The sequence below is a fragment of the Paenibacillus glucanolyticus genome, from assembly GCF_037333485.1.
Lineage (GTDB): Bacteria > Bacillota > Bacilli > Paenibacillales > Paenibacillaceae > Paenibacillus_AQ > Paenibacillus_AQ glucanolyticus.
In genome coordinates, this window is the sequence record NZ_CP147845.1 from 2,868,557 (window position 1) to 2,895,146 (window position 26,590).

The window sequence follows — 26,590 nt, forward strand, 5'->3', positions numbered from 1 at the left end:
CCCCTCAAACTCCTTTTTCTCTTTGTCTGTAGTTGGTTCAGGTGACACAAAATTTGTGCCTATACTATATCGGACGACAGGGACTATTTATTTAGGACAAAAGTCCAATTTTTTCTTGATTTTTGTAAATGATCCCCATTCGCCCATTGACAGAATGCTTCTTCTCTTATATGGTTAATTACATGAGTAAGTAACCAATGATGCAACCTAGGTCATAAACGAAAGTGGTGAGGGAATGGCATTTCAGATTGATGACAGCAGACCGATATTCATGCAAATTGCAGACAAAATAGAAGACGACATCATAGAAGCACGACTGCCTGAAGAGACACAGGTTCCATCAACGAATCAGTTTGCAGCCTTTTACCAGATCAATCCGGCTACAGCTGCCAAGGGCGTCAATCTGCTGGTGGATCAAGGAATTCTGTACAAGAAACGGGGGATTGGCATGTTTGTAGCTTCGGGAGCTCGTGAACGGCTGATGGAGAAACGCAAGACAGAGTTTTATGAGCAGTATGTTGTTGCCATGGTTAAGGAAGCGGCAAAGCTGGGCATTAGCAAAGATCAATTATCGGAGATGATCCGCAGAGGGGAGAATGACTGATGAGCCAAACGGTGATCGAAGTCAGGAATTTGACGAAGGAATATAAGGATACTACAGCTGTCGACCATGTTAGCTTCCGAATCGAAGAGAACAAGATTTACGGATTGCTGGGAAGAAACGGTGCAGGTAAAACCACTATCATGCAGATGATTACGGCACAGCTATTTTCGACCAGCGGCGAGGTTCGTGTATTTGGGGAACACCCCTATGAAAATAAAAAGGTGATCCAGCAGATTTGCTTCATTAAGGAAGGACAGAAATATCCGGATCTGTTTACGGTTAAGGACGTTATGGTTACCGCAGCAAGTGTATATCCGAATTGGGATGCGGAATATGCCAAAGCCTTGATCGAGGTATTCCGCCTGCCCATGAAACGCCTCATCAAGAGGTTATCCAGAGGGATGCTGTCTTCTGTAGGCATCATAGTCGGGCTTGCCAGCCGCGCGCCGATCACCATCTTCGACGAGCCTTATCTCGGTCTGGACGCGGTGGCAAGAGAGCTGTTCTACGATCATCTGATAGAGGATTACACTGAGAATCCTCGAACGATTATTTTGTCGACTCATCTTATTGACGAGGTCAGCCGCTTGCTTGAACATATCATTGTCATCGACAGCGGAAAAATACTGCTCGACACGGATACGGATGAACTGCGCGGACGCACGCATAACGTCATCGGACATCAATCTGCAGTGGAATCCTTCATTAAGGGCAGGGATGTTATTCATTTGGAATCCTTGGGATCGACGCTGTCAGCCACGGTTATGGGGAGAACGGAAACCGAAGTGAAACAGGCAGCAGAGCAAGCCGGATTGGAAACGGCGCCAGTCTCGCTGCAGCAATTAATTGTTCATTTAACGAAGAACGGAAAGGTGGCGAGCCGCTGATGAATGGAATGAACAGTGTCTTTAAAATGCAGCTAAGACAGAAGCTCACATGGTTTTACCTGCCTTGGGCCATTATGGGATTCAGTTTTCTGGTAAATATACTTGTCAGTGTATTGGTGGGAGGCGATGCCTTTTATACAGGGGGGCTTGCGACGATCTTTGTGTTCATGTTTGTCACCGCTTTAACCACAACGATACAGCTGTTCTCTTTCGCCATGGGCTTTAGCATACGCAGAACGGACTTTTTCTCAGGCTCCTTCTTATTTATCCTATTTATCAGTATCATTACATCTGCGTTGCTTGTTCTTCTCTCGTATCTGGAAGTATGGACGGGATCCTGGGGAAATACGGTGCATTTCTTTCATCTGCCTTACTTGAATGACGGATCCTTGCTGGCCCAGTTCGTTGTGAATTTGGTACTGGTTATTACGTTTTCGATGCTCGGTTATGGAATCGGAGCCTTCTTCCTAAGATTCAGGGGAATTAGAACTTTTGTTATGCTTGCGGCCGTTATGATATTTCTCTCGGGAATGAGTTTGGTCGCTACCCGATACGAGTGGTGGGGGCCGATCATTAAATGGTTTGCCGGGCATACTGCACTCGGTTTGTCACTGTGGTTCATTCCGGTCGTTCTGATCATTGCGCTGTGTTCCCGTCAGTGTCTGCGCCAATCTACTGTGTAATTCCGATCAAATTATAAGACGTCCGACTAATCATCGGACGTCTTTTCGTCTGTTCTTCTGTTTGTATAAAGTTTTGGCCTCCGCAAGCGTTGTTCCCTGTGGAAATGAGCGCAGCGGGTGCTTGGATGTGCCGATCTGCTGCGATGTGTATATGCCGGAGTGACCCGAAAACAGATAGCTGATGACGCAGGCCATAAACATATACACCGCGCCCTCGCCACCGAACAGTTCGATTCCCATAATGAAGCATGCAAGCGGAGTGTTTGTGGCACCGCAAAAAACAGCGATAAAACCTAACGCGGCGAGAAAAGGGGCATGCAATCCGATCCATCCCGATAACGCGTTGCCCAGCGTAGCCCCGATGGCAAACAGCGGAGTTACTTCGCCGCCTTGAAAGCCTGCGCCTAACGTCAGCGAGGTGAAAATCAGTTTGCCGAGAAAAGCGAACGGTGAAACTTCCCCGGCGAATGATTCCTCGATGAGCGGGATGCCCAGCCCCAAGTAATCCCGTGTTCCGAGTAAAAAGACCAGCCCAATGATGATCACGCCGCCGACTGCGCTTCTGACCATCGGATTGTTGAACCCATAACTGTACCACCGCTTCAGCGCATGGGTAAGTTCACTGAAGAACCGGCTTGTCAGTCCAAAGAGTATGGACACCACGATGACTTTAAGGACCACCACGAAGCTCAGAACGGGAATCTCGCCGATCGGATAGTGCAGGTGGCTCACCCCCCATAGGGATGTGGCGGTTATATTCCCGATCAAGCTGGCCGCGAATGCAGGCCATAGCGCCTGATGCGAGATGAGTCCGATCGCAAGGACCTCAAGTCCGAACAGCGTCCCCGCCAGCGGCGTGCCGAAAATCGATCCAAAACCGCCGCTTATCCCGCAGATAAGCAGTATTTTTCGATCCAACCGATTCACGTGAAGCAGCTTCCCCAACCACTCGGACAAACTCCCCCCCATCTGCACGGCTGTCCCTTCCCGTCCCGCAGATCCTCCAAACAGGTGTGTGATCAGTGTCCCGATTAAGACCAATGGCGCCATTCGTAAGGGAACGGATTCCGTACCGCCACTACCATGAATTTGTTCAATAATGAGATTATTTCCCTTGGAGCAACTCTTGCCAAACTTATAATAGAGGAAACTGACAGCTGCGCCCCCCAGAGGAAGGAAGTATAACAGCCAAGGACTTTCCATACGCAGCTGGGTTACATAATCCAGACTGTAGAGGAAGAAGGCAGAAGCGCTGCCCGTCATGAATCCCACAATACTACCCAGTACGATCCATTTGATTACATACCCGAACAGCGATGCTAAGGGCCACTTTTGATTTAATTCGATCCATTTCTTAGTCATTCCCGTTCACCCGTTTCTTAATATTCGCCGCTAACCCCTCAATACACAAACAGACTCCTACCAGGGAAGCGACCACTGGTAGGAGTCATTAGCTTTTTGCAAGCGGTTATGGCGAACTCCATCGCCTCATTTAATTAGCATTTATTGTAATGGAATACAGGTTTGCCGTCAATAGCACATTCCCTGCAATAAATTTAACAATCGATTTACATAGATCGTGTAATTCCCTGTATTTTCCTATGGTAATTTGTAGAAGGTGACAGACAAGCCCATAGATGGAGGATGAAGGGGAATGAAATTCAGAGCGAAATTAATGTTGGTACTATGCATGTGCGTACTGTTCGTGGCTGGTTGCGGAACATCGGGGTCAAAGACAGGACAAGGGGATACACAGCAGCCGAAACTGGAGTCGGGGGCTAACACCGAACAGGTGGCTTCCGAGGGTGAGCAGACGGAGCTTTCATTTTATTACCCGATTGCTGTGGGCGGTCCGTTAACGTCCGTTATTGAGAAAATGACGGAGGAGTTCACAAAAGAGAACCCGGATATCAAGGTGAAGCCGATTTATACCGGGAGTTACGCGGATACCACCACCAAAGTGCAGGCTGGTGTGCAGGCTAAACAGCCGCCGGATGTGGCCGTTCTGCTGACAACGGAGCTATACAGCATGATTGACAGCAATGCCGTTATTCCGCTGGATGATTTTATTGCCAAAGAAGATCCGTCTTATATTGAAGATTTCTATCCTGCCTTCATGTCCAATGCGCAGAGCGAAGGCAAAACCTACAGCATTCCGTTCCAGCGCAGCACCATTGTGCTGTACTACAACAAGGACGCCTTCAAGAAGGCGGGGCTGGATCCGGAGAAGCCTCCTGCGAACTGGGATGAGCTGGTTAGTGCCGCGAAGCAGTTGAACCAGAACGGTCAATCCGGGATCGAGATTCCGGGCAGCGGTTTTGCTTATTGGATGTTCCAGCTGTTGTCTCTGCAGAACAGTCCGGACGGCGGAAATTTGATGTCACCGGATGGCAAGAAGGTATTCTTCGATACGCCTGAGAATGTGGAAGCCTTGCAGTACTGGGTAGACCTGACGAAAAAACACAAAGTCATGCCGGAAGGCATACTGGATTGGGCAACGGTACCCTCGGACTTTTTGGCCGAGAAGACAGCGATGATCATACATACGACCGGAAACCTGACCAATATCAAGAATTCGGCTGCATTTGATTTCGGGGTAGCTTTCCTGCCGATGAACAAGCAGTACGGAAGCCCGACAGGCGGCGGCAATTTCTATGTATTCAAAGATATTGAACCGAAGAAACAGGAAGCCGCATGGAAATTCATCAAGTTCATGACAGAGCCCGAGCGCGCTGCGCAGTGGAGCATTGATACAGGGTATGTAGCGGTAAGAAAGTCTGCCTATGAAACCGATGTAATGAAGCAGTATACGCAGGATTTCCCACTCGCTGTTGTTGCCCGGGATCAGCTTGAGCATGCGCATGCCGAATTGTCCACACATAACAATGGACGCGTGTCCAAGGCTCTGTCTGATCAGGTTCAGGCTGCGTTAACAGGTACGATCGATCCGGCAGGTGCACTGAAAAAAGCGCAGGAAGAAGCAAACAAAGCATTGGAGCCATTCAATAAGTAACCTTCATGTTCATTCCATATGAAAGGGGCAGGTCGCTTATCGGGCGGTCTGCTTTTCACATGTTACGCGGGTGATAAGTGAAGCGAAAGTTAAAGTGATCGCTGACTAATAGCCTTAACGATAAGTAGGGAGAGATTAGGATGTCTTCATCTGTACGTTCTACTTTAAAGGAGAATGGCTTTGCTTGGCTGCTGCTCTTGCCGTCTCTGGTGTTTCTCGCGCTTTTTACGCTTTATCCCATGTGGAAGACGGGGAAGATCAGCTTCTATCAATCGGATCTGGCCACACCGATTCCGACGTTTACCGGATGGGATAATTATTCCCGCATGCTGGACGATTCCGTATTCCGGCAGGTGATTGGCAACAACCTGTGGTTTGCCTTGGCAACGGTGCCTGCCTCCATACTGCTTGGGATGGTCATGGCTATATTTGCGGATAAGGCTATCCACGCCAAGTCGTGGGTGCGGGTATCTTTTTTCTACCCGAACCTGATACCGATGATAGCGGCGGCGAACGTATGGTTGTTTATTTACACACCGCAATATGGGCTGCTAAGCCGGATTACGGTCTGGTTCAATGCCGAGGGCATGAATTTACTCGGAAATCCGGATACGGTGATGGGTGCGCTGGCCTTCATGATGATTTGGAAGGAAGCAGGGTACTTCATGATCTTTTATCTGGCCGGCCTGCAAAACATTCCGAAGGATCTGTATGAATCGGCGAATGTTGACGGTGTCAGTCGCTTTGTTGTTTTCCGGCGGATTACCTTTCCGCTCCTGATGCCCACGACACTGTTCGTGATGATCATAGCGCTGACGAATTCCTTCAAGCTGGTAGATCATCTGTGGATAATGACCAAGGGCGGGCCCGACAACTCTAGCAGCCTGCTGTTGTTTTATATTTTCGAGACGGCATTTTCTTTCTACGATCAAGGGATGGCCGGCGCGCTGACCGTCGTTATGATAGGCATTCTGCTGATCCTCTCCTGCGCACAGTTCTTTGGCTTGGATAAGCGGATTCATTATCGTTAAAAGAAATGGAGGAACATCGATGAAAGATCAAAGTTTGCCTATCACCGTGGGAGCGGCTGAGTCCTCCGTTTCGTCTCGACAAGGGTTCCGTTTCGCCCGAAGGCTGCGCCGGGAAAGTCCAGCGATGCTGATCGGTTATGGCGTTATGTATCTGCTGGCCGCGCTGTGGGTCATTCCATTGTTATGGATGGTTTGGGCAGCCTTTATGCCCAAAAGCGAAACTTTAAACGGCTGGAGCTGGAATTTTACGCTGGAGAATTTTGCTCATGTGTGGCAGGCCGCGCCGTTTGCCCAATATTATCTCAATACGCTGTTGATTGCTGGAGGTGTGCTGGCTGTACAGCTCGTGACGGTCACCTTGGCTTCGTTTGCTTTTGCCCGGTTGAATTTCTGGGGCAGGGACATCATCTTTGTCCTGTTTCTTGTCCAGCTTATGATTCCAGCCGATGTATTGATTTTCCCCAATTATCATGTCATCAAGGAATTGAATTTGCTCGATACCAAGCTTGGTATCATGGCTCCTTTCTTTGTCTCGGCATTTGGCGTCTTTCTGCTTCGTCAAATGTTTAAGCAGCTTCCAGCTGAACTGGAAGAGGCGGCGGTGATGGAGGGCTGCTCCAAGATTGGTCTACTAGCGCGCATTTATGTACCCTTGTCGATTCCGGTTTACGTCTCGTTTGCCGTTGTATCCATCAGTCATCAATGGAACAATTTCTTGTGGCCGCTGATCATTACGAACTCGGTGGAGAACCGTCCGCTCACGGTTGGTCTTGCCATCTTCGCTCAATCCTTCGAGACGGGCGCCCAATGGGCTGATGTCAGCGCGGCGACCTTGCTGGTTATTGCTCCGCTGCTTGTTTTGTTCATGATTTTCCAGCGGCGGTTCATCAATAGTTTTATGCATGCGGGAATAAAGTGAGGAACAATCAGGGTTCATGTTTTGAGCGTATGCTTTTAAGCAGCAAGGGAGTTATTGAATAAAGGCGTCGCTGCGCATGCGGATCGTTCTTCCGATCGCTGTTGTCCCCGGATTTCTATGAATGGATATGAATAGGGGTGAAATCCGATGGCAAAGGCGGCCGCTGCGCTTCTCCAGAACGATTCCGCTGGAGTACTTACAAGATTGGATGTAAATTTGCATAACTCGGCGCAAATCGCGCTGAAACTCATTTAAAAGCCCGCTTTCCGATGATCCGGAAAGCGGGCTTTTTTTGGAAGAAAATGCTTGACTTGGGCATGGACTTTTTTCAGGTGAGAAATTCAAGATGTCCATGGACGAAAGAACAGGCTCTATTTTATAGTTACAGATGATAATGATAATCAATATCAAAATATTGAGGGGTAAACGATGTCAGCAAACACTTCGAATACAAGTCTTACAGATTCCAAGACCAGCGTCAGCCTCCAAAGGCGGCCCTGGGCAGCAACCTTTATTCTTATTGGTGGTGTGGCAGCACTTGTTCTTGGGATCGCCGTATCCATATCGCTGGGCGCAGCCGAGATTGATTTGAGGAGCGTATGGGAAGCGGTGTTCTTCTTTAATCCGTCTGTGACTGAGCATCAGATTATACAGGAGCTGCGTCTGCCGAGGGTGCTCGGCGGGGCGATGGTTGGTGCCTGTTTCGCGGTATCTGGCGCGATCATGCAGGGGATGACCCGGAATCCGCTCGCCGACTCGGGTTTGCTCGGATTAAATGCGGGAGCGGGCTTTGTCATTGCCATCTGTTTTTCATTTTTCCCGGGCTTACCGTACATGTATCTGATTCTGTTCTCATTCCTTGGCGCTGGGCTCGGGGCAGTACTTGTGTATGGGGTTAGCTCCATGGCAAAAGGGGGGTTGACACCGGTTCGCCTCGTACTGGCAGGTGCTGCGCTAAGCGCTTTGTTAAGTGCGCTCAGTGAAGGCATAGCATTATATTTTCAGGTCGGACAGGATATGGCCTTCTGGTATGCCGGCGGTGCGGCGGGAATTAAGTGGATTCACCTGAAGATTATGCTGCCGTGGATCGGAGCTGCTATTCTGGGCGCGATTGCCTTGTCGCGTTCCATTACAATGCTCAGTCTTGGAGATGACATTGCGAAAGGACTTGGACAACGAACGGGTCTGGTGAAATTAGCGGGGACGGTCATTGTCCTTGTGCTGGCAGGGGCTGCGGTCTCGGTCGTTGGTGCGGTAGGGTTTGTCGGTCTTATTATTCCACACGTAACCCGCAAGCTGGTAGGTGTGGATTATCGTCTAATCATCCCTTGCTCGGCAGTACTGGGAAGTTTGCTTGTTGTCCTTGCGGACCTTGCAGCAAGAACGGTGAATCCTCCTTATGAGACACCTGTGGGCGCGGTTGTTGCGCTGATCGGGGTACCTTTCTTCCTCTACCTGGCGCGTAAAGAAAGGAGGGGACTGTAAATGGAGGCAATAACAAATGACATCCACGAGCGAAAAGACAGGAAGCGCAAGATGGTGGTCCTGTCTGTACTTGGGATATTCATCGTTCTCGTTTTTCTCATCAGTATGAACACGGGAGTTATCCGTCTATCCCCTCTTGAGGTAATAAAAACATTGTTTGGCAGCGGCACAGACAAGCAGAATCTGGTTCTATTCGAATTCCGCTTGCCGCGCATTGTGATTTCTCTGCTCATTGGTGCAGGGTTAGCGATTTCTGGCTGCATTATGCAGGGAATATCCCGAAATGAGCTGGCTGATCCCGGGATCTTAGGCATCAATGCGGGTGCCGGCTTGATGGTGATGCTGTTCATTTCATTCTTCCCAAGCACGACATCGGCCCCGATATATCTGCTGCCGGTTCTGGCGCTGATAGGTGCTGGCTTAACCGCTGCTATAATCTGCGTGCTGGCTTACAAAAAGAATGAGGGTTTCAAGCCAACCGGACTTCTGTTGACGGGAATTGCTGTGGCGGCAGGGATCAGCGCGGCGATGATCGTGTTGACCCTCAAGCTAAGTCCGGAAAAATATCAATTTGTTGCAACTTGGCTTGCCGGAAGCATCTGGGGGTCAAGCTGGAAGTTTGTGTTTGCCCTGCTTCCATGGATTGTTGTGCTTTTGCCTTATGTCATGTACAAAGCACAGGTGATGAATGTTCTTAATCTCGGGGAGTCGATGGCGACCGGACTCGGTGCTTCCGTAACCAGGGAGCAGCTGAAGCTGCTGGCTGCGGCAGTTGGTTTGGCGGCCTCTTGTGTCGCTGTAAGTGGAGGGATCGGATTTGTCGGGCTCATAGCACCCCATTTAGCAAGGAAACTGGTGGGTGCAAAACATCAGATGCTGCTGCCGATAACGGCATTGGTGGGGGCATTGCTCGTCATAACGGCGGATACCCTGGGCCGCTGGATCATTCAACCGTCAGAGATTCCGACGGGGATCGTTGTTGCGGTGATCGGAGCTCCCTATTTCCTGTACCTGTTGTCCAGGTCGAAAGGCTAAAAACCGAGGTGTGCTGCAGGACCAAGTGCGTTTTGCTAAAAAAATGGACTTGCTCACAATGAACGGAAATACGGATTAAGGAGGTCCTTATGCTGCGCCAATTTTTTTCTTATTACAAGCCCTACAAGGGCCTGTTTATCCTTGATTTTTGCTGTGCCATTTTTGCAGCATTGTTGGAATTGATATTCCCTCTTGCCGTGAACCGGGTCATCGACGATTTGCTCCCGAGCGGTAATTGGAAGTGGATTCTATATGCTTGCCTGGGTCTTCTGGGCATTTATGTCATCAGCTCTTTCTTGCATTATGTAGTTACCTATTGGGGGCATAAGCTGGGGATCAACATTGAGACGGACATGCGCAAGAAGCTGTTTGACCGCGTTCAGAAGCAATCTTTTCGTTTTTTTGACAACAACAAAACAGGGCATCTGGTTTCGCGAATGACCAATGACCTGATGGATATCGGGGAAATCGCTCACCACGGTCCAGAGGACCTGTTTATTGCCGTTATGACGCTTGCCGGAGCGCTGGGCATCATGCTCAGTATTAACTGGCAGCTGGCGGTGATGACGTTTGTCATTGTGCCATTGATGATTTATTTATCCCTGTATTTCAGCAGCAAAATGTCGGCGGCGTTCAAGCGGATGTTCTCAGATATCGCCGATTATAATGCGCGGGTGGAGAACAATGTCAGTGGCATTCGCGTGGTTCAAGCTTTCTCGAATGAGAATCATGAAATCGCACGTTTTGCTGAAAACAACAACCGCTTCCGTGTGACCAAGCTGATTGCCTATCGCATTATGGCTTGGAACTCTTCGATCAGTTTTATCCTGATGAAATTCATTTCCTTGTTTGTTCTGGTGTGCGGTACCTGGTTCGTGATCCAAGGACGGATGACCAACGGAGAATTTATAGCGTTTGTGATGCTGTCCAACGTATTCTTAGGTCCGATCAAACAGATCAATGCGGTCATTGAGATGTATCCAAAAGGAATTACCGGCTTCAAGCGATATTTGGAGCTGCTTGAGACCGAGCCGGATGTTGCGGATTCGCCGGATGCAAAGCCGGTCCAGCATCTGCGGGGAGATATTGCATTCCACGGGGTTTCATTCGGGTATGAGAACAAGGATAAAGTGCTTCAGGATGTGAATCTGTCCATTCGAGCAGGAGAAACGATTGCCCTTGTGGGTCCGTCTGGAGCAGGCAAAACGACGCTGTGTTCCTTGCTGCCTCGCTTCTATGATACAGAGGCGGGCCGGATTACGATTGACGGGATGGATATACGAAAAATGACGCTGCAATCCCTTCGTTCCCATATCGGCATTGTGCAGCAGGATGTGTTCCTGTTCGATGGCAGCATCCGTGAAAATATTGCCTATGGCAAACTGGGCGCTGCAGATAGCGAAATCATGCAAGCCGTCCGTCGTGCTCAGCTTGAGGATCTGGTCGCGTCGCTTCCGGAGGGGCTTGATACGTTGATAGGCGAGAGAGGCGTTAAACTGTCCGGTGGACAGAAGCAGCGTCTGTCGATTGCGCGGATGTTCTTGAAGAACCCGCCGATTCTGATCCTGGATGAAGCAACGTCCGCCCTGGATGCGGAGACCGAAGCTGCGATTCAGCAAGCACTTGCCGAGCTCTCCGAGGGCCGCACAACGCTGGTGATCGCTCACAGGCTGGCAACCATCAAGAATGCAGACCGGATTGTAGTAGTGGCAGATCAGGGGATTGCAGAACAAGGCATGCATGAGGAACTGCTCGAGGCCCGTGGCCTATACAGCCGATTGCATCGTGCACAGTTTGGCGCTTAATAGAACTCATTAACCATTCTGGAGGATTCATATTATGTACAAGACGAAATTCCGAGTGCTTTTATATATGTTCGTACTATGTTCTTTATGGATTACAGCTTGTAGCGGGACAGAGAATACCACGAGCAGTGCCGGATTTGCCGGGGAAACTGCGGTCGGCGCGGAAAATCAGAAGAGCGAAGCTTCAGCACCAGCAACTAGAGTAATAGAGACGATTCATGGAGAAATAGAGATCCCGGCTGAACCTAAGCGAATTGTGGTCGATGCTTACTTGCCTACGTTACTGCTGCTTGGGGAGAAGCCGGTAGGTGCGACCGAAAGAGATCTCGGCAACGTGCATATTCAAGACTTGATTGAAGGAATTGAGAGCACAGGAGAGAGCGCGACGGAGAAGATTCTGGAATTAAGCCCGGATTTAATCATAAGCGCTAACTCGGAACCCGAAATATACGAGCAGTTATCCAAAATTGCGCCAACGGTTATTATTCCATATGAGACCTACCGAAGCGTACATGAGGAAGTCGAGGGCTTTGGGGCCATGCTGGGCAAGGAAGAAGAAGCAACGAAATGGCTCGCCAGCTTTGATGAGAAGATCGGAGAGCTTCGGATCCGCATGAACGCTGTTATGGCAGAGGGAGAAACGGTATCGATTTTCGGTGCCTTCGGAAAAGGGTTTTATCTGTATGGTGACGGCATCTATCGTGGAGGTTTGGCGATTTACAAGGAGCTGAAATTAACCCCGCCCGAACGCATTAAAACGGAATTAATCGACACAGGGGAAACCTTTAAGGAGGTTTCAATGGAAGTCCTTAAAGATTATGCTGGCGATTACATATTCCTGGATGAGTCGAAAGGTGGTACTTTAGACAAGGATGACAAGGTATGGAGCTCCCTTGAGGCTGTCAAGCAAGATCGCGTGTTCTATTTGGACGCCAAACGATTCTGGCCGTATGACCCCATAGCTGTCCTGGCTCAAGCACAAGAAGTGACGGATATGATCGTTGCCAAAAAAGAGAAGGAAAACGCGAAATAAAAAACGTGGCGTATGAATGATTCGCGTGACGAATGAGATGAAATTTGGGATGGGTACATCTGGAGATTTAATGGCAGTAGTGCGGACGAATTCAACATTTGGTGAATGGACAAGATAGACCGTCTTTGACCGCGGTGAACATAAAGAGTAACTTAAAAAAGGGCAAAGTCAGTGATATCTGACTTCGCCCTTTTGGCATTGGATCGCGTCCATAGCATCATCTGAATCCTAATCCTGGACTACAGAAGGGAGCAGGTCCGCTTGATTTAAGTCTAAAGTACATCTAATGGTGCATTGCCTGTCTTCAGTTTGTCGTTCAGTATGCTATCCTCAAGCACACTGAACTTGTCTCCGTATACTTTCGTAATATGCCTTTCCCCCCATGCACAGAGCATGTCCAGAATTCCGCACAGACTCATACCGTACTCGCTCAGCTCATATTCCACTTTCGGTGGTACCTGGTTATGGATAATCCGATTGATCACGCCGTCATCTTCAAGCTCCCGCAGCTGCTGAGTGAGCATTTTCTGCGTGATATGAGGCATGAGCCGCTTCAATTCGTTCGTTCGTTTGCGGCCGTGGGTCAGATGACACAGGATCACGCATTTCCACTTACCTCCGATAACCTCCAAGGTTGCCTCTACTGCTATGTTGTATTTCTTTGCTTGCATATACATCCTCCTTAATTTATAGGCACCAATAAGTACCTAGGGTACTCTGTGGTACCTACCTTACTAAAAAGTACGTTCTTCACACAAAAGATGATATCAATCATAATAGCATTTGCCAGCTGGATTACACCATACAGAATATTTTCACAAAATACAAGTTATACACTTGATAGGGGGAACTATTAACATCATGATCGTTAACAAAAAGAGAAGTTTGTTTGCACTGTTAGCCCTTGCGGTCAGTGCTTTTGCTATCGGCACTACAGAGTTTATAAGCGTGGGACTGCTTCCTCTTATTGCAGAGGATATGAATATTTCGGTGACGACCGCCGGTTTAACCGTTTCGATGTACGCGCTGGGCGTTACCTTCGGCGCACCAATTCTTACGTCACTTACATCCAGGATGCCCAGAAAAGCGCTGGTGCTCTGGATTATGATTATTTTTATCATCGGTAATAGCGTGGCTGCCAGTGCAACTTCGATTGGCATTCTACTTGCCGCCCGCGTGCTTTCGGCCTTTTCGCATGGCGTATTTATGTCCATCGGCTCGATCATTGCAGCAAGCGTCGTACCTGAGAATCGCAGAGCCTCCGCCATCTCCATTATGTTTACGGGGCTTACGGTAGCTACGGTTACGGGTGTTCCGCTTGGAACATTTATCGGTCAGCAGTTGGGCTGGAGGCTTGCTTTTGTGGCAATTATTGTAGTTGGTGTTATCGCCTTCATTGCCAACAGCATTCTAGTCCCTGCGGATTTGCCCAAGGGAGAGCGCACTACATTCCGTGATCAGGCTAAATTGTTGACAAACGGCAGACTGCTTCTTATGCTCTTGATCACTGCATTGGGTTATGGAGGTACTTTCGTTGTCTTCACTTATTTGTCTCCATTACTTCAGGATGTAACAGGTTTCAAGGAAAGCACGGTGGCGGTCATCCTGCTTGTATACGGAATTGCCATTGCAATTGGTAATGTTATCGGCGGGAAGGCAGCAAACCGAAACCCGCTTAAAGCCCTGCTCTATATGTTTATCGCTCAAGCGGTGGTGATGTTCATTCTGCTGTTTACTGCACCATTCAAAGTCGCCGGTCTAATCACGATTATTCTCATGGGCTTTCTTGCATTTATGAATGTGCCAGGGCTTCAGGTTTATGTCGTGATGTTGGCTGAGCGGTTTGCTCCCCGGGCTGTCGATATGGCTTCCGCGATGAATATTGCCGCCTTCAATGCTGGTATTGCAATCGGGGCTTTTATGGGCGGCTTGATTACGGATTCACTTGGCATGATTCATACAGCCTGGATCGGCGCATTGATGGTGCTGGGCGCTGTTGTGCTCACCGGTTGGAGTTTGAAGCTGGAACGGAAGGATCAGCAAGGGCATCGAGACCAAGCAGCTTGATCAATTAATTGTAAGTAAGAAGGGAAGCTTTCTAACATTCTCACAAATAATCGGAGGTTTTACCAACATGACAGCAAAAAACTTACAGGATACAACCACTTTATCTAATGGCGTTAATATGCCATGGTTTGGACTTGGTGTCTTTAAAGTAGAAGAAGGACCGGAATTGGTAAATGCGGTTCGCACGGCAATCCAGCACGGCTATCGCAGCGTGGATACGGCAGCCATATACGAAAATGAAGAAGGCGTTGGACAGGGAATACGTGAGGGTCTGGAAGCCGCGGGAATCCAGCGAGAAGATCTGTTTGTTACATCTAAAGTGTGGAATGCTGACCTGGGGTATGAATCGACACTAAAGGCTTATGAAACAAGTGTCCAGAAGCTGGGACTGGAATATTTGGACCTGTATCTCATACATTGGCCGGTTGAAGGGAAATATGTAGAAGCGTGGACAGCGCTAGAAACGCTGTACAAGCAAGGGCGGGTAAAAGCCATTGGCGTGAGCAATTTCCACATCCATCATCTGGAGCAGTTAATGAAGGAAACTGAAATCAAACCGATGGTGAACCAGGTGGAATATCACCCGCGGTTGACGCAAAAGGAGCTGCAGCAGTACTGCCAAGCGAACGGAATTCAGTTCGAGGCCTGGTCCCCCTTGATGCAGGGCCAGCTGCTGGATCAGGAGGATCTTCAAGGCATTGCCACGAAGCATCATAAATCCATTGCCCAGATTATTCTGCGTTGGGATCTGCAGAACGGCGTGATTACCATTCCAAAATCAACCAAGGAACATCGGATTATAGAGAATGCGGCTATCTTCGATTTTAAGTTGTCTGATGAGGATATGCAGCGTATCGACAGTTTGAATCAGGACCTCAGAGTTGGTCCCGACCCGGACGATTTTGACTTTTAAGAAATCCGTTTGAGGTAACAATATAAGTGTAATAAATATTACGGCTCTCCTTCATTTCCAGCTGCACTTCGGAAACAAGGAGAGTCCATTTTCTACATAGCCTAAGAAGGAGCGAGAAATGATGAATCTGGATCTACAAGGCAAAATCGCATTGGTAACAGGCTCGACGTCCGGCATTGGCAAAGCTATTGCCATGGCTCTTGCAGCTGAGGGAGCATCGGTCATTATTAATGGCAGACATGAGGATAAGGTGAAACAGACGATCCATGATATTCATTCGAAGCACCCGGATGCCGAGGTGCGTTTTGTCGTTGCGGATCTTGGCACGGAAGAGGGATGCCATCAAGTTAGGGAAGCAGCTCCGGTGCTTGATATTTTGGTTAACAATCTGGGGATCTTTGAGCCTGCTGAATTTTTTGATATTTCGGATGCGGATTGGTTCAGGTTCTTTGAGACGAATATTATGAGTGGTGTTCGGTTAACGCGGCATTATCTGAAAAACATGCTAAGTCGCAATGAAGGCCGAATCATCTTTATCGCAAGTGAAGCTGCCGTCATGCCATCGCAAGAGATGGCACATTACAGTGCAACCAAAACGATGCAGCTGTCCCTCTCCCGGAGTTTGGCCGAGCTGACAACAGGCACACGCGTAACGGTGAATACTGTCATGCCCGGATCCACCCTGACCGAAGGTGTGGAGACGATGCTGAATACTCTGTACCCTGATGAGAAGCTTACCATCGAAGAAGCCGAGCTGCGATTTATGAAGGAAAACCGGCCGACGTCCATTATTCAGCGATTGATTCGACCCGAGGAGATTGCGGATTTTGTTACCTATCTCAGCAGCCCCAAGTCCTCGGCCATCAACGGTTCAGCACTCCGTGTAGACGGGGGCTTGGTCCGTAGTGTGTTCTAGGCCAGGGCAATGGAACGATAAACTCATGGTGAACGGTATTTTTGCCTGAAGGATTTGGGTTTGAGGCCAGTATAACGGGAAAAGCATCGTATAAAATAAGGAAACGAGCCGAACCCGGCTTCTTCGGCAATATGCCCAATGGGATCATTGGTATGAATTAGCATTTGTTTGGCTTGTTCGATTCGATGCCGTGTAAGAAATTCCAGGGGAGTGCAGCCAAACGTCTTTTTCATGCATATGGAAAGGTAGTTCTGGTGAAAGTGCATGGCATCGGATAACCTCCCGTAACTCATGGGTTCGTTGTAGTGTTTCCTGAGATAGTTGGCCGTTCTCTCGGCAATGACATAATGAGGGTTCTGTCTCTTCTGAATTCCTTGTTCTTCAGCTTGAAGCAGCAGTAGAAGCTCCTGCAATACCTGCTGCTGCTTCCAACGCGCTGCGGAAGAAAGGGATTGCTCCAGCAGCTGCAATTGTTCGATGAACAGCTCGGCCTGCTCTCCCGATGATAACTGTCCGTATTTCGGTATATAGAAGGTGAAGTTCTCGATATGTACATATGGCTGCTCCGATTGCGATAAGGCAAATGGGGTTATTTCCTCTGCTTCGATCCACTGGCCGAGCGTCTGGAAATGCAGCCAATAAAAATGCGTCTCCTCTTGGCATGGCAAAAAGGTGCGATGCGCGGCATCCGGTCTCAGAATCAGGTAACAGCCTGCGGAAACGCGATACGGAGCGCCAGACTCCTCCAGATATAAAACGCCTCTTGTAACCAGAATCAGATCAAAGACACCGATATTAAACCGATTCGGATGCTGGTGTCCTTCCTGATAGGTATCTTCTCCACAAATAATATAGTGAGGCAGCGGCGGTGCCGTGAATTGGAAGAGCATATGCTTGTCTGACCTCCTGTCATCCAAACTTTTTCTCCATAATAAACTCTTTTCTGATCAGAATTCAATAAGACGCATGATGTTGTAATTGGATAAAAACAGGTTGCTTCTGTGTATAGGGCACCGTCTGATGACATGATATATTTCTATCAGAGTGTACACCTACAAGATAGAAACAAGGAGCGTGGAAGTGAATGCTGCATGAGACTGCGTTTAGCAACCTCCCATTAGGAGCCATAAAGCCGGCTGGCTGGCTTAAGGATCAGCTTGAGATTCAGGCAAACGGGCTTACCGGACATTTGGAGGAACAGTGGAAGGACGTTGGGGCTGACAATGGCTGGCTGGGTGGACAGGGGGAGAGCTGGGAACGGGGACCGTATTATGTGGATGGGTTGCTTCCTTTAGCTTATTTGCTTGAAGACGAGTCGTTAATTGCCAAATCGAACCGCTGGGTCGAGTGGTCGCTTGCCAGCCAGCAGGAGAATGGCATGTTCGGTCCGGCGCGTATTACATCGGTAAATCAGGATATCGACAAGGAGCAGGACTGGTGGCATTACATGATCATGCTGAAAGTGATGATGCAGCATGAAGAAGCAACAGGGGATGAACGAATCATCCCGTTTCTCACGAAATTTTTTACTTATGTCCATTCAGTTATTAAGGAACAGCCGCTTCGGGGCTGGGCTCAGACAAGAGGCGCGGAAATACTGCTGTGCATTGTCTGGTTGTATAAACGCACGTCGTTATCCTTCCTGTTAGAGCTTGCCGATATCGTTGCCGGACAAACGACGGACTGGAGCGATATCTTTCATGATTTCCCATTCTGGCGAAAGGTTGAGGAGTGGGATTGGACGACCCATGTTGTCAACGTAGCCATGGGAATCAAAACGCCGGGCGTGCTGTTTGAATTAAACGGCAACGTCAAAGAGCGGGAAAGCGTGCTGCGAGGCATCGACTCGTTGATGAATTATCATGGTCAAGCGCACGGCATGTTCTCGGGAGATGAATGGTTGTCCGGTACCCATCCGAGTCAGGGCGTGGAATTGTGTGCCGTCGTGGAGTATATGTTCTCTATGGAGCAGTTGACGCGTATTTTCGGAGACGGACGCTTTGGGGACATTCTGGAGAAGGTTGCCTTTAATGCGCTGCCTGCCGCAATCTCTCCGGATTGGACATCCCATCAGTATGACCAGCAGGTCAATCAGATGGTGTGCAACGTCGCTCCGCGGCCATGGAGCAATGGTCCGGATGCCAACCTGTTCGGATTGGAGCCGAACTTCGGATGCTGCACGGCCAACATGCACCAGGGCTGGCCCAAGCTGACTTCACATCTCTGGATGAAGGATCGGGAGGAGGGGCTTGCAGCCGTGTCCTACGCGCCATGCACCGTGAGAACAACGGTAGGTCAAGGGGGTGCCGCAGTTGTAGAGGTAAGCGGAGAATATCCGTTTAAGGATCGCGTCCAGATCAAGCTGTCATTGGAACGATCGGAATCATTTCCTCTCTCCTTGCGTATCCCGGCATGGTGCGATCATCCCGTCATTACGCTGAACGGGCACAAATTGGAGTTCCAGGTTACATCCGGTTATGCAAGGCTCGTTCAGAACTGGCAGAGCGGTGACCGCCTGGACATTCACCTGCCGATGGAAGTGAGAACCTCGTCGCGGAGCATGTACGCTGCAAGCATCGAAAGGGGGCCGCTGGTTTATGTGCTGCCTGTGAAGGAGAACTGGCAGATGATCCAGCAGCGGGATATGTTTCACGATTGGGAGATATATCCTGCATCGCCATGGAAATATGGTTTGATTGCCGATACGTCATTCGAGGTGCTGGAGCAGGATATGGCTCGGCAGCCGTTCTTGGCTTCAGAGTCACCGATCAGGGTGAAGGCGCAGGGACAGTTAATCCGGGATTGGAAAATGGAAGGCAACAACGCAGGAACTCCACCGCTGCATCCGAATACGGATGGACAGCCCATTACGGAATTAGAGTTAGTTCCGTATGGAAGCGCCAGGCTTCGAATTGGCGAATTTCCTCTGATCGGGAAGCGAAAGAAATGATCTTAAGCTAAGGATGACGGGGACTGAAAAGCTAACGCAAGCTGAGCAGGGCAGGAGTATCGTAGTCAGACGGAATTTTCGTTTCTTAGAACTGCATACCAAGCTGTTCAACGTTACTGGCATGTATAGGAGCTTTCATATTTCTCTTGTTTTAGATGGAAATCTAAACGGTGAGGAGTGAAAGCTTCTTTTTGCGTTCTAGTATTATGGTATCATTGTTTTATTACAAAAAAACTGGACAAATACGCATGATGTTGTTTATATTATTGTAAGATAAAGAAATATGACGAGAAGGTGACTGTACATTGCTGGAACTGTCCATTAATGATTCTGACCGATTGGTAAAAGTGGCTCATGCACTCAGCACGCAGACCAGAATAGGCATTATTAAGCTGCTGCTGGCCAAAGCTAATCTTAATATCTTGGAAATCGCGGAACAGCTTGATATTCCCGTATCGACAGCGGCAAACAACGTCAAAGTATTGGAAGAAGCCGAATTAATCGTCACAGAGCTTCAGCCTGCGACAAGAGGGGCCATGAAGGTGTGCAGCCGAAATTTTGACGATGTACGCATGATTTTGAACCCCAAGGCCTATGACCAAAATACAAGCAAGGTTGAGGAAATCGAAATGCCCATTGGTCATTTCATTAATTTTGATATCGTTCCTACCTGTGGAATGGCCAATGCGACAGGGATGGTTTTTCAAGAGGACGATCCGGTTAATTTCTATCTTCCAGAGAGCAGAACCGCAGAGATCATATGGTTCCGTAAAGGCTGGATCGAATATCGGTTTCCCCGAAAGCTTCCAGCAGGAGCACAGATCCAGTCACTGGAATTCTCCCTCGAGATATGCTCCGAGGCGCCAAACTTCAATAATGATTGGCCATCGGAAATTACGGTGTGGATTAACGACGTAGAGGTGGGGTCATGGATTTCGCCAGGAGATTTCGGCGATTACCGCGGCAAGCTTAATCCTTCATGGTGGTATGACAACAGCACACAGCACGGTCTGCTGAAAACCTGGTCTACCGATCTGAACCGAAGCATGGTGGATAAAGAGAAATGCTCGGATGTTACCCTACGGGATCTTCATCTGGAGGAAAAGCCGTTTATTACGTTTCGGATCGGGATCAAGCCCGATGCGAAGCATCAGGGCGGTATCAATTTGTTCGGAAAAGGATTTGGCGATTACGCGCAGGGCATTGTGATGAAGCTGCAGTATGATTGATCCATATTAAACGTTAAGGTTTCAGATGTTTTGTAATACAAAACATTCTGAAACTTTTTTTATTGAATAAAACAATAATTTCGAAAGAAAGCGTTGACAAAACATTTAATAACCATTTATTATTCTGTTTATAAACAAATTAATTGTAATAAAACAAACGAATGAGTATTGAAGAGTTGGGAACATGGGCAGAGAAAACTAGTTCATGGCTCCAGATGTACTCATGGAAGCGCTGTTTTGAGCAGTAGTTTGTTTATCAGCAAATCAATCAATCGAAGGGGGAAGCATCCATTATGGTTTGGAAAGGAAAGTGGGTTCAGCTTTCATTGACAATGGTGTTAAGTTTCATGCTTGTACTATCAGGTTGTGGTTCCAGCAATAATACCGCTGCACCGGAGGACCCGAAATCGGATGGTGGGACGGGAGAAACGAGTGAAAACGCAAAATCCCAGATTGAATTCATGGGATGGGGAGGCGATACCGAGAAAGCCGTATTCCAGAAGCTGATTGACTCCTATATGAAAAAGAATCCGAACAAGAAAGTGAAATATACTGTCGTTCCGCCTGCGGAATATTATCAGAAGCTGGATACATTGATTGCGGCGAACAAGACACCGGATGTTTTTTATGCCGGAGGAGCCCACTTCAATAAGCTGGTCTCCAGTGATGTTCTGTTAAATCTGGAATCCCAGCTCAACTCCAGCAGCGACGTGAACCCCGACAACGTGTGGAAGCAGGGGCTCGATCGTTATCGTTACGATGGAAGCAATGTGGGTTCCGGAGATTTGTACGGATTGCCTAAAGACGTAGGTCCGTGGGCATTTGCTTACAATAAAGCGTTGTTTGATAAAGCGGGCCTTCCATACCCTAGCGCCAAGGCTGGCGAATACACATGGGATGACATGGTCGCAGATGCAAAAGCCATCACCGTTGTGAATGAGCGCGGAAAGATCGATACGTTCGGTGTTGCGGGCTACTCCACCGAATCCGCGGTGTGGGCCAATGGAGCCGACTGGCTCGATCCCGCTATCGGCAAGATTACAATTGATACGCCTGAATTCGCAGAAGCGATGCAATTTGTAGCCGATTTGAGCCTGGTACATAAAGTCAGTCCGTCACCGGACGATGAGAAGGCCCAGAACGCCTATGCTCGCTTCGTTGCCGGTAAAGTGGCGATGTTCCCAATGGGTCCGTGGGATCAGCCTGGTTTCTGGGATCTGCCGTTTGAGTGGGACATCGCCGCATGGCCGGCAAGTCCAAATACGGGCAAAACCGCAACGTGGCTGGGTTCGCTTGGATTCGTTGTATCAAAGAAAACGGAATATCCTGAAGATTCATTTGCCCTGGCAGCGTACTTGAGCCTGGATCCGGAATCGCAAAAAGAAAATTACATGCTGGGTCAAGCGGTTCCGAATTTGATGGATATGGCAAAGGGCGAATTCCTGGACATGGAGAAGGCCCCGCAGACTCGTCAGGTATTCCTCGATATCATCGAAGATTATGGACGTCCGCCAGTTGAAGTTACCTCCAAAAACACCAAATGGCTGGATACGTTCTGGCAGGATGCCAGTCAAGTGTGGACAGGCAAGAAATCCGCAGCTGAATTTGTCAAAGAGGAGCAGCCGAAGCTGCAGAAGCTTTACGACGAAAGCAATAAGTAGGCAGGGCAGCACATGCTGCGGTGGAGAGGCGAAGACGACGGGGGAACCCGGCTTGCAGCGTCTTTGCTTTTTCCCGCTGCAGCCAGGGAGGAAAAATTGATGAAGAATACAACCCCGGGATATCGGCGCAAAGAAATCATATGGTCACTGCTGTTTGTCACACCGCCGATATTGGGTTTCTTGATATTCGGCTTGGCACCGCTTCTGACATCGTTTGGATTAAGCTTCATGTCATGGGATATGTTCACGCCCGCCAAGTTCACGGGTACGGACAATTTTCAGTACATGTTTGCGGACGAGAAATTCTACAAGTCGCTTTATAACACGTTCTATCTGCTGCTCGGTATTCCGCTCGGCATGATCATAGCTCTGATCCTGGCGATCATGATGAATCGGCCGCTAAAGGGTATTTCATTCTTTCGTACCATTTATTACATTCCGGTGATATCCCCTATTATTGCCGTTTCATTACTCTGGCAGTGGCTTCTTAATTACGATTACGGCATTATCAATGAGTTTATCTGGAATGTATTCGGGGTGCAGGGTCCGAACTGGCTCGGAGACCCGAACTGGGTAAAACCGTCATTCATCCTGATGGGTTTATGGGGCGGCGTTGGCGGCACTATGGTGCTGTATCTTGCAGGATTGCAAGGGATACCCTCAAGTTATTATGAAGCGGCTCAGGTTGATGGGGCTTCACGCTGGCACCAATTCAAGCATATTACGCTTCCGCTGCTGTCGCCGATTCACTTCTATGTCGTTGTGATGGGCATCATAGGCACCTTCCAATCCTTCAGCCAGATGTACATTCTGGCAGCAGATGGAGGGCCTGAATACAGCGGAGCGACCATCGTGTATTACATCTTCCAGGAAGCCTTTAAATATTTCAATATGGGTTACGCAAGCGCGGTGGCATGGGTGCTGGGTATTCTCATTTTTATCATCACGCTGTTCCAGTTCCGCTTCTCCAAGCGGTGGGTTTACCAAGAATAGACGCATGCCATTTATATAGGAGGAATTAGATATTATGGTTAAACAACGCCGTTTGATCCATTCGATGATCTATATCCTGCTGCTTGCGGGGTCTTTCATCATGCTTGGACCGCTAGTCTGGACGTTGTCAACGTCATTGAAGAGCCAGCAGCATGTTTTTGATATACCGCCGCAGTGGATTCCCGATCCGCTGACATGGCTGAATTACAAGGATGTCTGGGCCAAAGCCCCGCTCCTGTATGGTTTTATGAACAGTGCCATCGTGGTGGTTACGGTACTGACCATAGGTCTGTTTGTGGCAGCCATGGCGGCTTATGCCTTTTCCAAGTTTGATTTTCCCTTCAAAGAAGGGATCTTCATGGCCCTGCTTGGCACGATGATGATTCCATATTCCGTGGTCATGATCCCCCAATATATTGGTTTCTCTGAGCTTGGGTGGGTGGATACGCTGCTTCCGCTCATCGTGCCTGGTCTCTTCGGGAATATTGTGACGATCTTCTTCTTTCGTCAATTTATGCAAGGCTCTATTCCGACGGACCTCATCGATGCGGCGAAGATAGATGGCTGCGGATATTTCCGGACATTTACGACCGTCGCGCTTCCCATTGTGAAACCGGCGATTGCTGCACAGGCCGCCCTTGGATTTATGGGGATATGGAACGATTTTATGGGCCCCTTGATTTATCTGCACACACCGGAAAGGCAGACTATTCAGGTGTTAATCGCAAGTATGCAGTCCAATTACATCTCGACCTCCAATTATCCGTCGCTCATGGCTGCCTCCATCGTGGCATTGCTGCCAGTCGTTATTGTATTCTTCATGGCTCAGCGCTACTTCATTGAATCCTTGGCCATTACGGGCATTAAGGGATAACCGATGACACGATTTCGGAAACCGTGGAGGCTGTTAGGGATTTCGTTGGCATCGGTTGCGGCTGTGGCCGTTACGCTTGCAGTTATACAGGATGCGACCAAGGGTAAGCAGGCATACGGAGGGGAGATAACAATGGAACATACCTATCTGAACCCGATGAAGCTGGATCAGGAATGGGAGGATTATGGAATAGGTGACCCTTATGTACTGCGTTTTAATGGAAGATATTATCTATATTGCAGTACAAAGGACTGGCGTGTCGGCATTAAGGCATGGAGCTCCGAGGATCTTGTGAGCTGGCAATATGAAGGACTTGTCACGGAAGAGCCGCTTACCGAGGGAGCTTATGCGCCGGAGGTAGTCTACTGGAACGGATCATTCTACATGTACACCTCGCCTGGTGGCAAGGGACATTATGTTCTGCGAAGCGACAATCCGACGGGTCCATTCCAAATAGAAACCGATAATTTGGGACTGAGTATCGATGGCTCGGTGTTCATAGACGATGATGCCAAGTGGTATTTCACTTATGCCGCATCAGGCGGCATCATGGCAAGCACCATGAAGGACCCGTATTCCATCGACGTTGGCTCTAAACTGAATACGTCTTTAGGCCACTGGACGGAAGGCTCCATGATCATCAAGCGTCAAGACCGGTATTACATGACGTATACAGGCAATCATGTGTTCAGCCGCGGATACCGCGTCAATTATGCGGTTGCCCATGATTCGCCTAACGGAATCTACTCGATTCCGGAGAATAACCCCATTATCATCTCGACTAACGATGAGTTTAACGGGCTGGGGCACAGCGCAACCGTATTAGGACCTGACATGGATTCCTACTACATTGTGTACCACAATCTTGCGGGGCGTTCGGCGGAAGGCCCGCCGATACGGATGTTGAACATGGACCGATTGATTTTTAATGGAGACAAAATGTCGGTTGCAGGACCTACGCATGGGATACCGGTGCAAGCACCAGCACTTCCGGTCTTTCATGATGTGCTCGGAGGACCGGAGCCGCGAGGCGAGCGCTGGGAACATCAGAAGCTTGTAAATGGAGCAGCAGCATGGATCAGCAGCCTAAGCACGGACAACAGGTTTACGGCCGAGTTCAATGCTGTGCTCACGGATGAGAACGTCCCTGCCGGTTCGGAAGATGCGGATTTCGAGGCTTTGTTTTCCTATGAGGATGGAGATCATTACCGAGGCATCCGCGTGGATGGCAAGGATATGTCCATGTCAATGTTTGAAAGAGCTGGGGGACAAGAAGTTATAACTCAATCCGTCAGTCTCCCTAACGGAATGGATATGACCAAGCATCACGCGCTGCGCATCGAATCAGGGGACCATGGAACCCGAGTTTATTGGGATGGGATCCTTCTGTTGAGCGATAAGGAAATGAAGGGTACGGCAGGACGGATCGGATATAGCTGGTCACCCGCGCTGAAGCCGGAACTGCGATATACCGCTTTTTCAAACGAAGCGAACGGTAGCAGCGACCAAGATGTGCTGAAGCAGGTGCCTGGTACGATGGAGGCCATACATGGTGTCCAAGATTCAGTTGAGCGTAACGAATACGCAATCAGTGACAAGGAAACACCGGACGGAAGTTATGCGATAACCGTGCTTCAAGATCACAAGGGACTAACGTTTCCGGTATATGTAAAAGAAGACGGCAGTTATCTGTTATCTGCGATGGTATCAAACGCTTCGGCCGGTGCAAGGCTTGTCCTGGATGCCGGGGGAGAACGAAAGGAAATCCTGCTGGATCCTTCATGGTTCTCCGAAGAATCCGAATGGACGAAGATTCCCCTGGGGTCGGTTCAACTGCGTAAAGGGCCTCAATGGCTATCGTTAACGAGGAAAAAGGGAGATGTCTCGATACGTTATATCGAGTCCAGCTTAATTTCCCCAGTAGCGCCACGTCATGACGTCGAATTCACCGACGTATACGGCAGCTGGAACCTTGCAAACGGTCAGGCCGAGCTTCTGTCGGAAGGCCAAGAGGGCAAGTTGTTCGGCGGGGACCCGCGATGGAGCAATTACGAAGTGAGCTTTCAGTTAACCGCAACTGAAGAAGCGTCAGGGGAGGCGTCCGTGCTGTTAAGAACATCCAACGAATCGGATTTTCCGGACCAGGTCAGGGACTCCTTCATGGGTTATGAGCTGTCTTTTCGTAATGGAAGGGTGATCTTAAAGCGGATCAGCTATGAAGTGAATGAGGAGATGGCTTCGGGCTTCCTTGAGCTGGAGGAACATCAGCCAGCAGAGATTAAAGTAAGACTTGAAGGAGCCGCTATACATGTGTACGCCAACGGCGGTGAAGATCCGATTGTGAGCTGGCTGGACCCCAACGCCTTCCTGAACGGCCGTGTCGGTCTGCGTACCTCCTCGAAGGGATGGACCTTCTCGCCGCTAACGGTTGAACCGATCGAAATGCAGTAACTGCATACCAACAACATAAACATAGCACAAGCCAACGTGCG

The 26,590-nt window shown here is 49.0% G+C and carries 22 protein-coding genes and 1 riboswitch; of the genes, 19 read left to right on the top strand and 3 right to left on the bottom strand.

Going from position 1 to position 26,590, the window contains the following annotated elements:
* Window positions 1–235: 235 nt before the first annotated feature.
* From WDY75_RS13690 to WDY75_RS13700, 3 genes are read left to right on the top strand one after another with little or no spacing between them, the layout of a single operon-like run.
* Window positions 236–604 carry a GntR family transcriptional regulator gene (locus tag WDY75_RS13690; RefSeq protein WP_063479861.1) on the top strand — a complete coding sequence of 123 codons (369 nt, stop codon included), beginning with the start codon at window positions 236–238 and terminating at the stop codon, window positions 602–604.
* Entirely contained in the window at window positions 604–1,491 is an 888-nt protein-coding gene (locus tag WDY75_RS13695) for an ABC transporter ATP-binding protein (RefSeq protein WP_063479860.1), read from the top strand. The genes WDY75_RS13690 and WDY75_RS13695 overlap by 1 nt, the downstream gene beginning before the upstream one ends.
* Window positions 1,491–2,174, top strand: a complete 684-nt coding sequence (locus tag WDY75_RS13700; protein ID WP_006210926.1) for a hypothetical protein — start codon at window positions 1,491–1,493, stop codon at window positions 2,172–2,174. Before WDY75_RS13695 ends, WDY75_RS13700 begins: the two co-directional genes overlap by 1 nt.
* 30 nt (window positions 2,175–2,204) lie before the next feature.
* Here WDY75_RS13700 and WDY75_RS13705 read toward each other — a convergent pair whose 3' ends face one another.
* Complete coding sequence (locus tag WDY75_RS13705; RefSeq protein ID WP_063479859.1) at window positions 2,205–3,536, bottom strand: voltage-gated chloride channel family protein; 1,332 nt, start codon at window positions 3,534–3,536, stop codon at window positions 2,205–2,207.
* 72 nt (window positions 3,537–3,608) lie between these two features.
* Window positions 3,609–3,671, bottom strand: a riboswitch (Fluoride riboswitch).
* A 157-nt stretch (window positions 3,672–3,828) separates the two neighbouring features.
* Between WDY75_RS13705 and WDY75_RS13710 the strand changes: the two genes are divergently transcribed.
* From WDY75_RS13710 to WDY75_RS13740, 7 genes are all read left to right on the top strand, one after another.
* Complete coding sequence (locus tag WDY75_RS13710; RefSeq protein WP_006210924.1) at window positions 3,829–5,187, top strand: ABC transporter substrate-binding protein; 1,359 nt, start codon at window positions 3,829–3,831, stop codon at window positions 5,185–5,187.
* A gap of 140 nt (window positions 5,188–5,327) precedes the next feature.
* Entirely contained in the window at window positions 5,328–6,218 is an 891-nt protein-coding gene (locus WDY75_RS13715; RefSeq protein WP_006210923.1) for a carbohydrate ABC transporter permease, read from the top strand.
* Window positions 6,219–6,342: 124 nt separating this feature from the next.
* Complete coding sequence (locus WDY75_RS13720) at window positions 6,343–7,137, top strand: carbohydrate ABC transporter permease (RefSeq protein WP_063480502.1); 795 nt, start codon at window positions 6,343–6,345, stop codon at window positions 7,135–7,137.
* Window positions 7,138–7,566: 429 nt separating this feature from the next.
* Window positions 7,567–8,622 carry a FecCD family ABC transporter permease gene (locus WDY75_RS13725; protein WP_063479858.1) on the top strand — a complete coding sequence of 352 codons (1,056 nt, stop codon included), beginning with the start codon at window positions 7,567–7,569 and terminating at the stop codon, window positions 8,620–8,622.
* Complete coding sequence (locus tag WDY75_RS13730; RefSeq protein WP_006210920.1) at window positions 8,623–9,657, top strand: FecCD family ABC transporter permease; 1,035 nt, start codon at window positions 8,623–8,625, stop codon at window positions 9,655–9,657.
* An 89-nt stretch (window positions 9,658–9,746) separates the two neighbouring features.
* Window positions 9,747–11,462 (top strand): ABC transporter ATP-binding protein, encoded by a 1,716-nt coding sequence (locus tag WDY75_RS13735; protein WP_063479857.1) that lies wholly within the window; start codon window positions 9,747–9,749, stop codon window positions 11,460–11,462.
* Between the two features lie 34 nt (window positions 11,463–11,496).
* Complete coding sequence (locus tag WDY75_RS13740; RefSeq protein WP_063479856.1) at window positions 11,497–12,495, top strand: ABC transporter substrate-binding protein; 999 nt, start codon at window positions 11,497–11,499, stop codon at window positions 12,493–12,495.
* 272 nt (window positions 12,496–12,767) lie between these two features.
* On the opposite strand, the gene WDY75_RS13745 is transcribed toward WDY75_RS13740, so the two are convergent.
* Window positions 12,768–13,166 carry a winged helix-turn-helix transcriptional regulator gene (locus WDY75_RS13745; protein ID WP_063479855.1) on the bottom strand — a complete coding sequence of 133 codons (399 nt, stop codon included), beginning with the start codon at window positions 13,164–13,166 and terminating at the stop codon, window positions 12,768–12,770.
* Window positions 13,167–13,356: 190 nt separating this feature from the next.
* Between WDY75_RS13745 and WDY75_RS13750 the strand changes: the two genes are divergently transcribed.
* The 3 genes from WDY75_RS13750 (at window position 13,357) to WDY75_RS13760 (ending at window position 16,391) form a co-directional block, all read left to right on the top strand.
* A complete protein-coding gene (locus tag WDY75_RS13750; protein WP_063479854.1) occupies window positions 13,357–14,562 on the top strand; it encodes an MFS transporter in 1,206 nt (401 codons plus the stop codon).
* 67 nt (window positions 14,563–14,629) lie between these two features.
* Window positions 14,630–15,475, top strand: a complete 846-nt coding sequence (locus WDY75_RS13755) for an aldo/keto reductase (protein WP_063479853.1) — start codon at window positions 14,630–14,632, stop codon at window positions 15,473–15,475.
* 121 nt (window positions 15,476–15,596) lie between these two features.
* Window positions 15,597–16,391 (top strand): SDR family NAD(P)-dependent oxidoreductase, encoded by a 795-nt coding sequence (locus WDY75_RS13760; protein ID WP_006210914.1) that lies wholly within the window; start codon window positions 15,597–15,599, stop codon window positions 16,389–16,391.
* A gap of 23 nt (window positions 16,392–16,414) precedes the next feature.
* On the opposite strand, the gene WDY75_RS13765 is transcribed toward WDY75_RS13760, so the two are convergent.
* Window positions 16,415–17,281 carry a helix-turn-helix transcriptional regulator gene (locus tag WDY75_RS13765; RefSeq protein ID WP_063479852.1) on the bottom strand — a complete coding sequence of 289 codons (867 nt, stop codon included), beginning with the start codon at window positions 17,279–17,281 and terminating at the stop codon, window positions 16,415–16,417.
* Window positions 17,282–17,475: 194 nt separating this feature from the next.
* Here WDY75_RS13765 and WDY75_RS13770 point away from each other — a divergent pair, with 194 nt between their 5' ends.
* From WDY75_RS13770 to WDY75_RS13795, 6 genes are all read left to right on the top strand, one after another.
* On the top strand, window positions 17,476–19,341 hold the full coding sequence (locus WDY75_RS13770) for a beta-L-arabinofuranosidase domain-containing protein (protein ID WP_063479851.1): 1,866 nt from the start codon (window positions 17,476–17,478) through the stop codon (window positions 19,339–19,341).
* A 305-nt stretch (window positions 19,342–19,646) separates the two neighbouring features.
* Window positions 19,647–20,570, top strand: coding sequence for an ArsR/SmtB family transcription factor (locus WDY75_RS13775; RefSeq protein ID WP_063479850.1), 924 nt, complete (start codon window positions 19,647–19,649; stop codon window positions 20,568–20,570).
* Window positions 20,571–20,863: 293 nt separating this feature from the next.
* Window positions 20,864–22,231: a sugar ABC transporter substrate-binding protein gene (locus tag WDY75_RS13780; RefSeq protein ID WP_338842188.1), complete on the top strand. Its 1,368-nt coding sequence runs from the start codon at window positions 20,864–20,866 to the stop codon at window positions 22,229–22,231.
* Window positions 22,232–22,330: 99 nt separating this feature from the next.
* Entirely contained in the window at window positions 22,331–23,224 is an 894-nt protein-coding gene (locus WDY75_RS13785) for a carbohydrate ABC transporter permease (protein WP_036637426.1), read from the top strand.
* A gap of 34 nt (window positions 23,225–23,258) precedes the next feature.
* Window positions 23,259–24,098: a carbohydrate ABC transporter permease gene (locus WDY75_RS13790; RefSeq protein ID WP_006210908.1), complete on the top strand. Its 840-nt coding sequence runs from the start codon at window positions 23,259–23,261 to the stop codon at window positions 24,096–24,098.
* Between the two features lie 3 nt (window positions 24,099–24,101).
* The gene (locus WDY75_RS13795) at window positions 24,102–26,549 is read left to right on the top strand and encodes a family 43 glycosylhydrolase (RefSeq protein ID WP_231888299.1); all 2,448 of its coding nucleotides are present in this window, start codon (window positions 24,102–24,104) and stop codon (window positions 26,547–26,549) included.
* The last annotated feature ends 41 nt before the right edge of the window (window positions 26,550–26,590 follow it).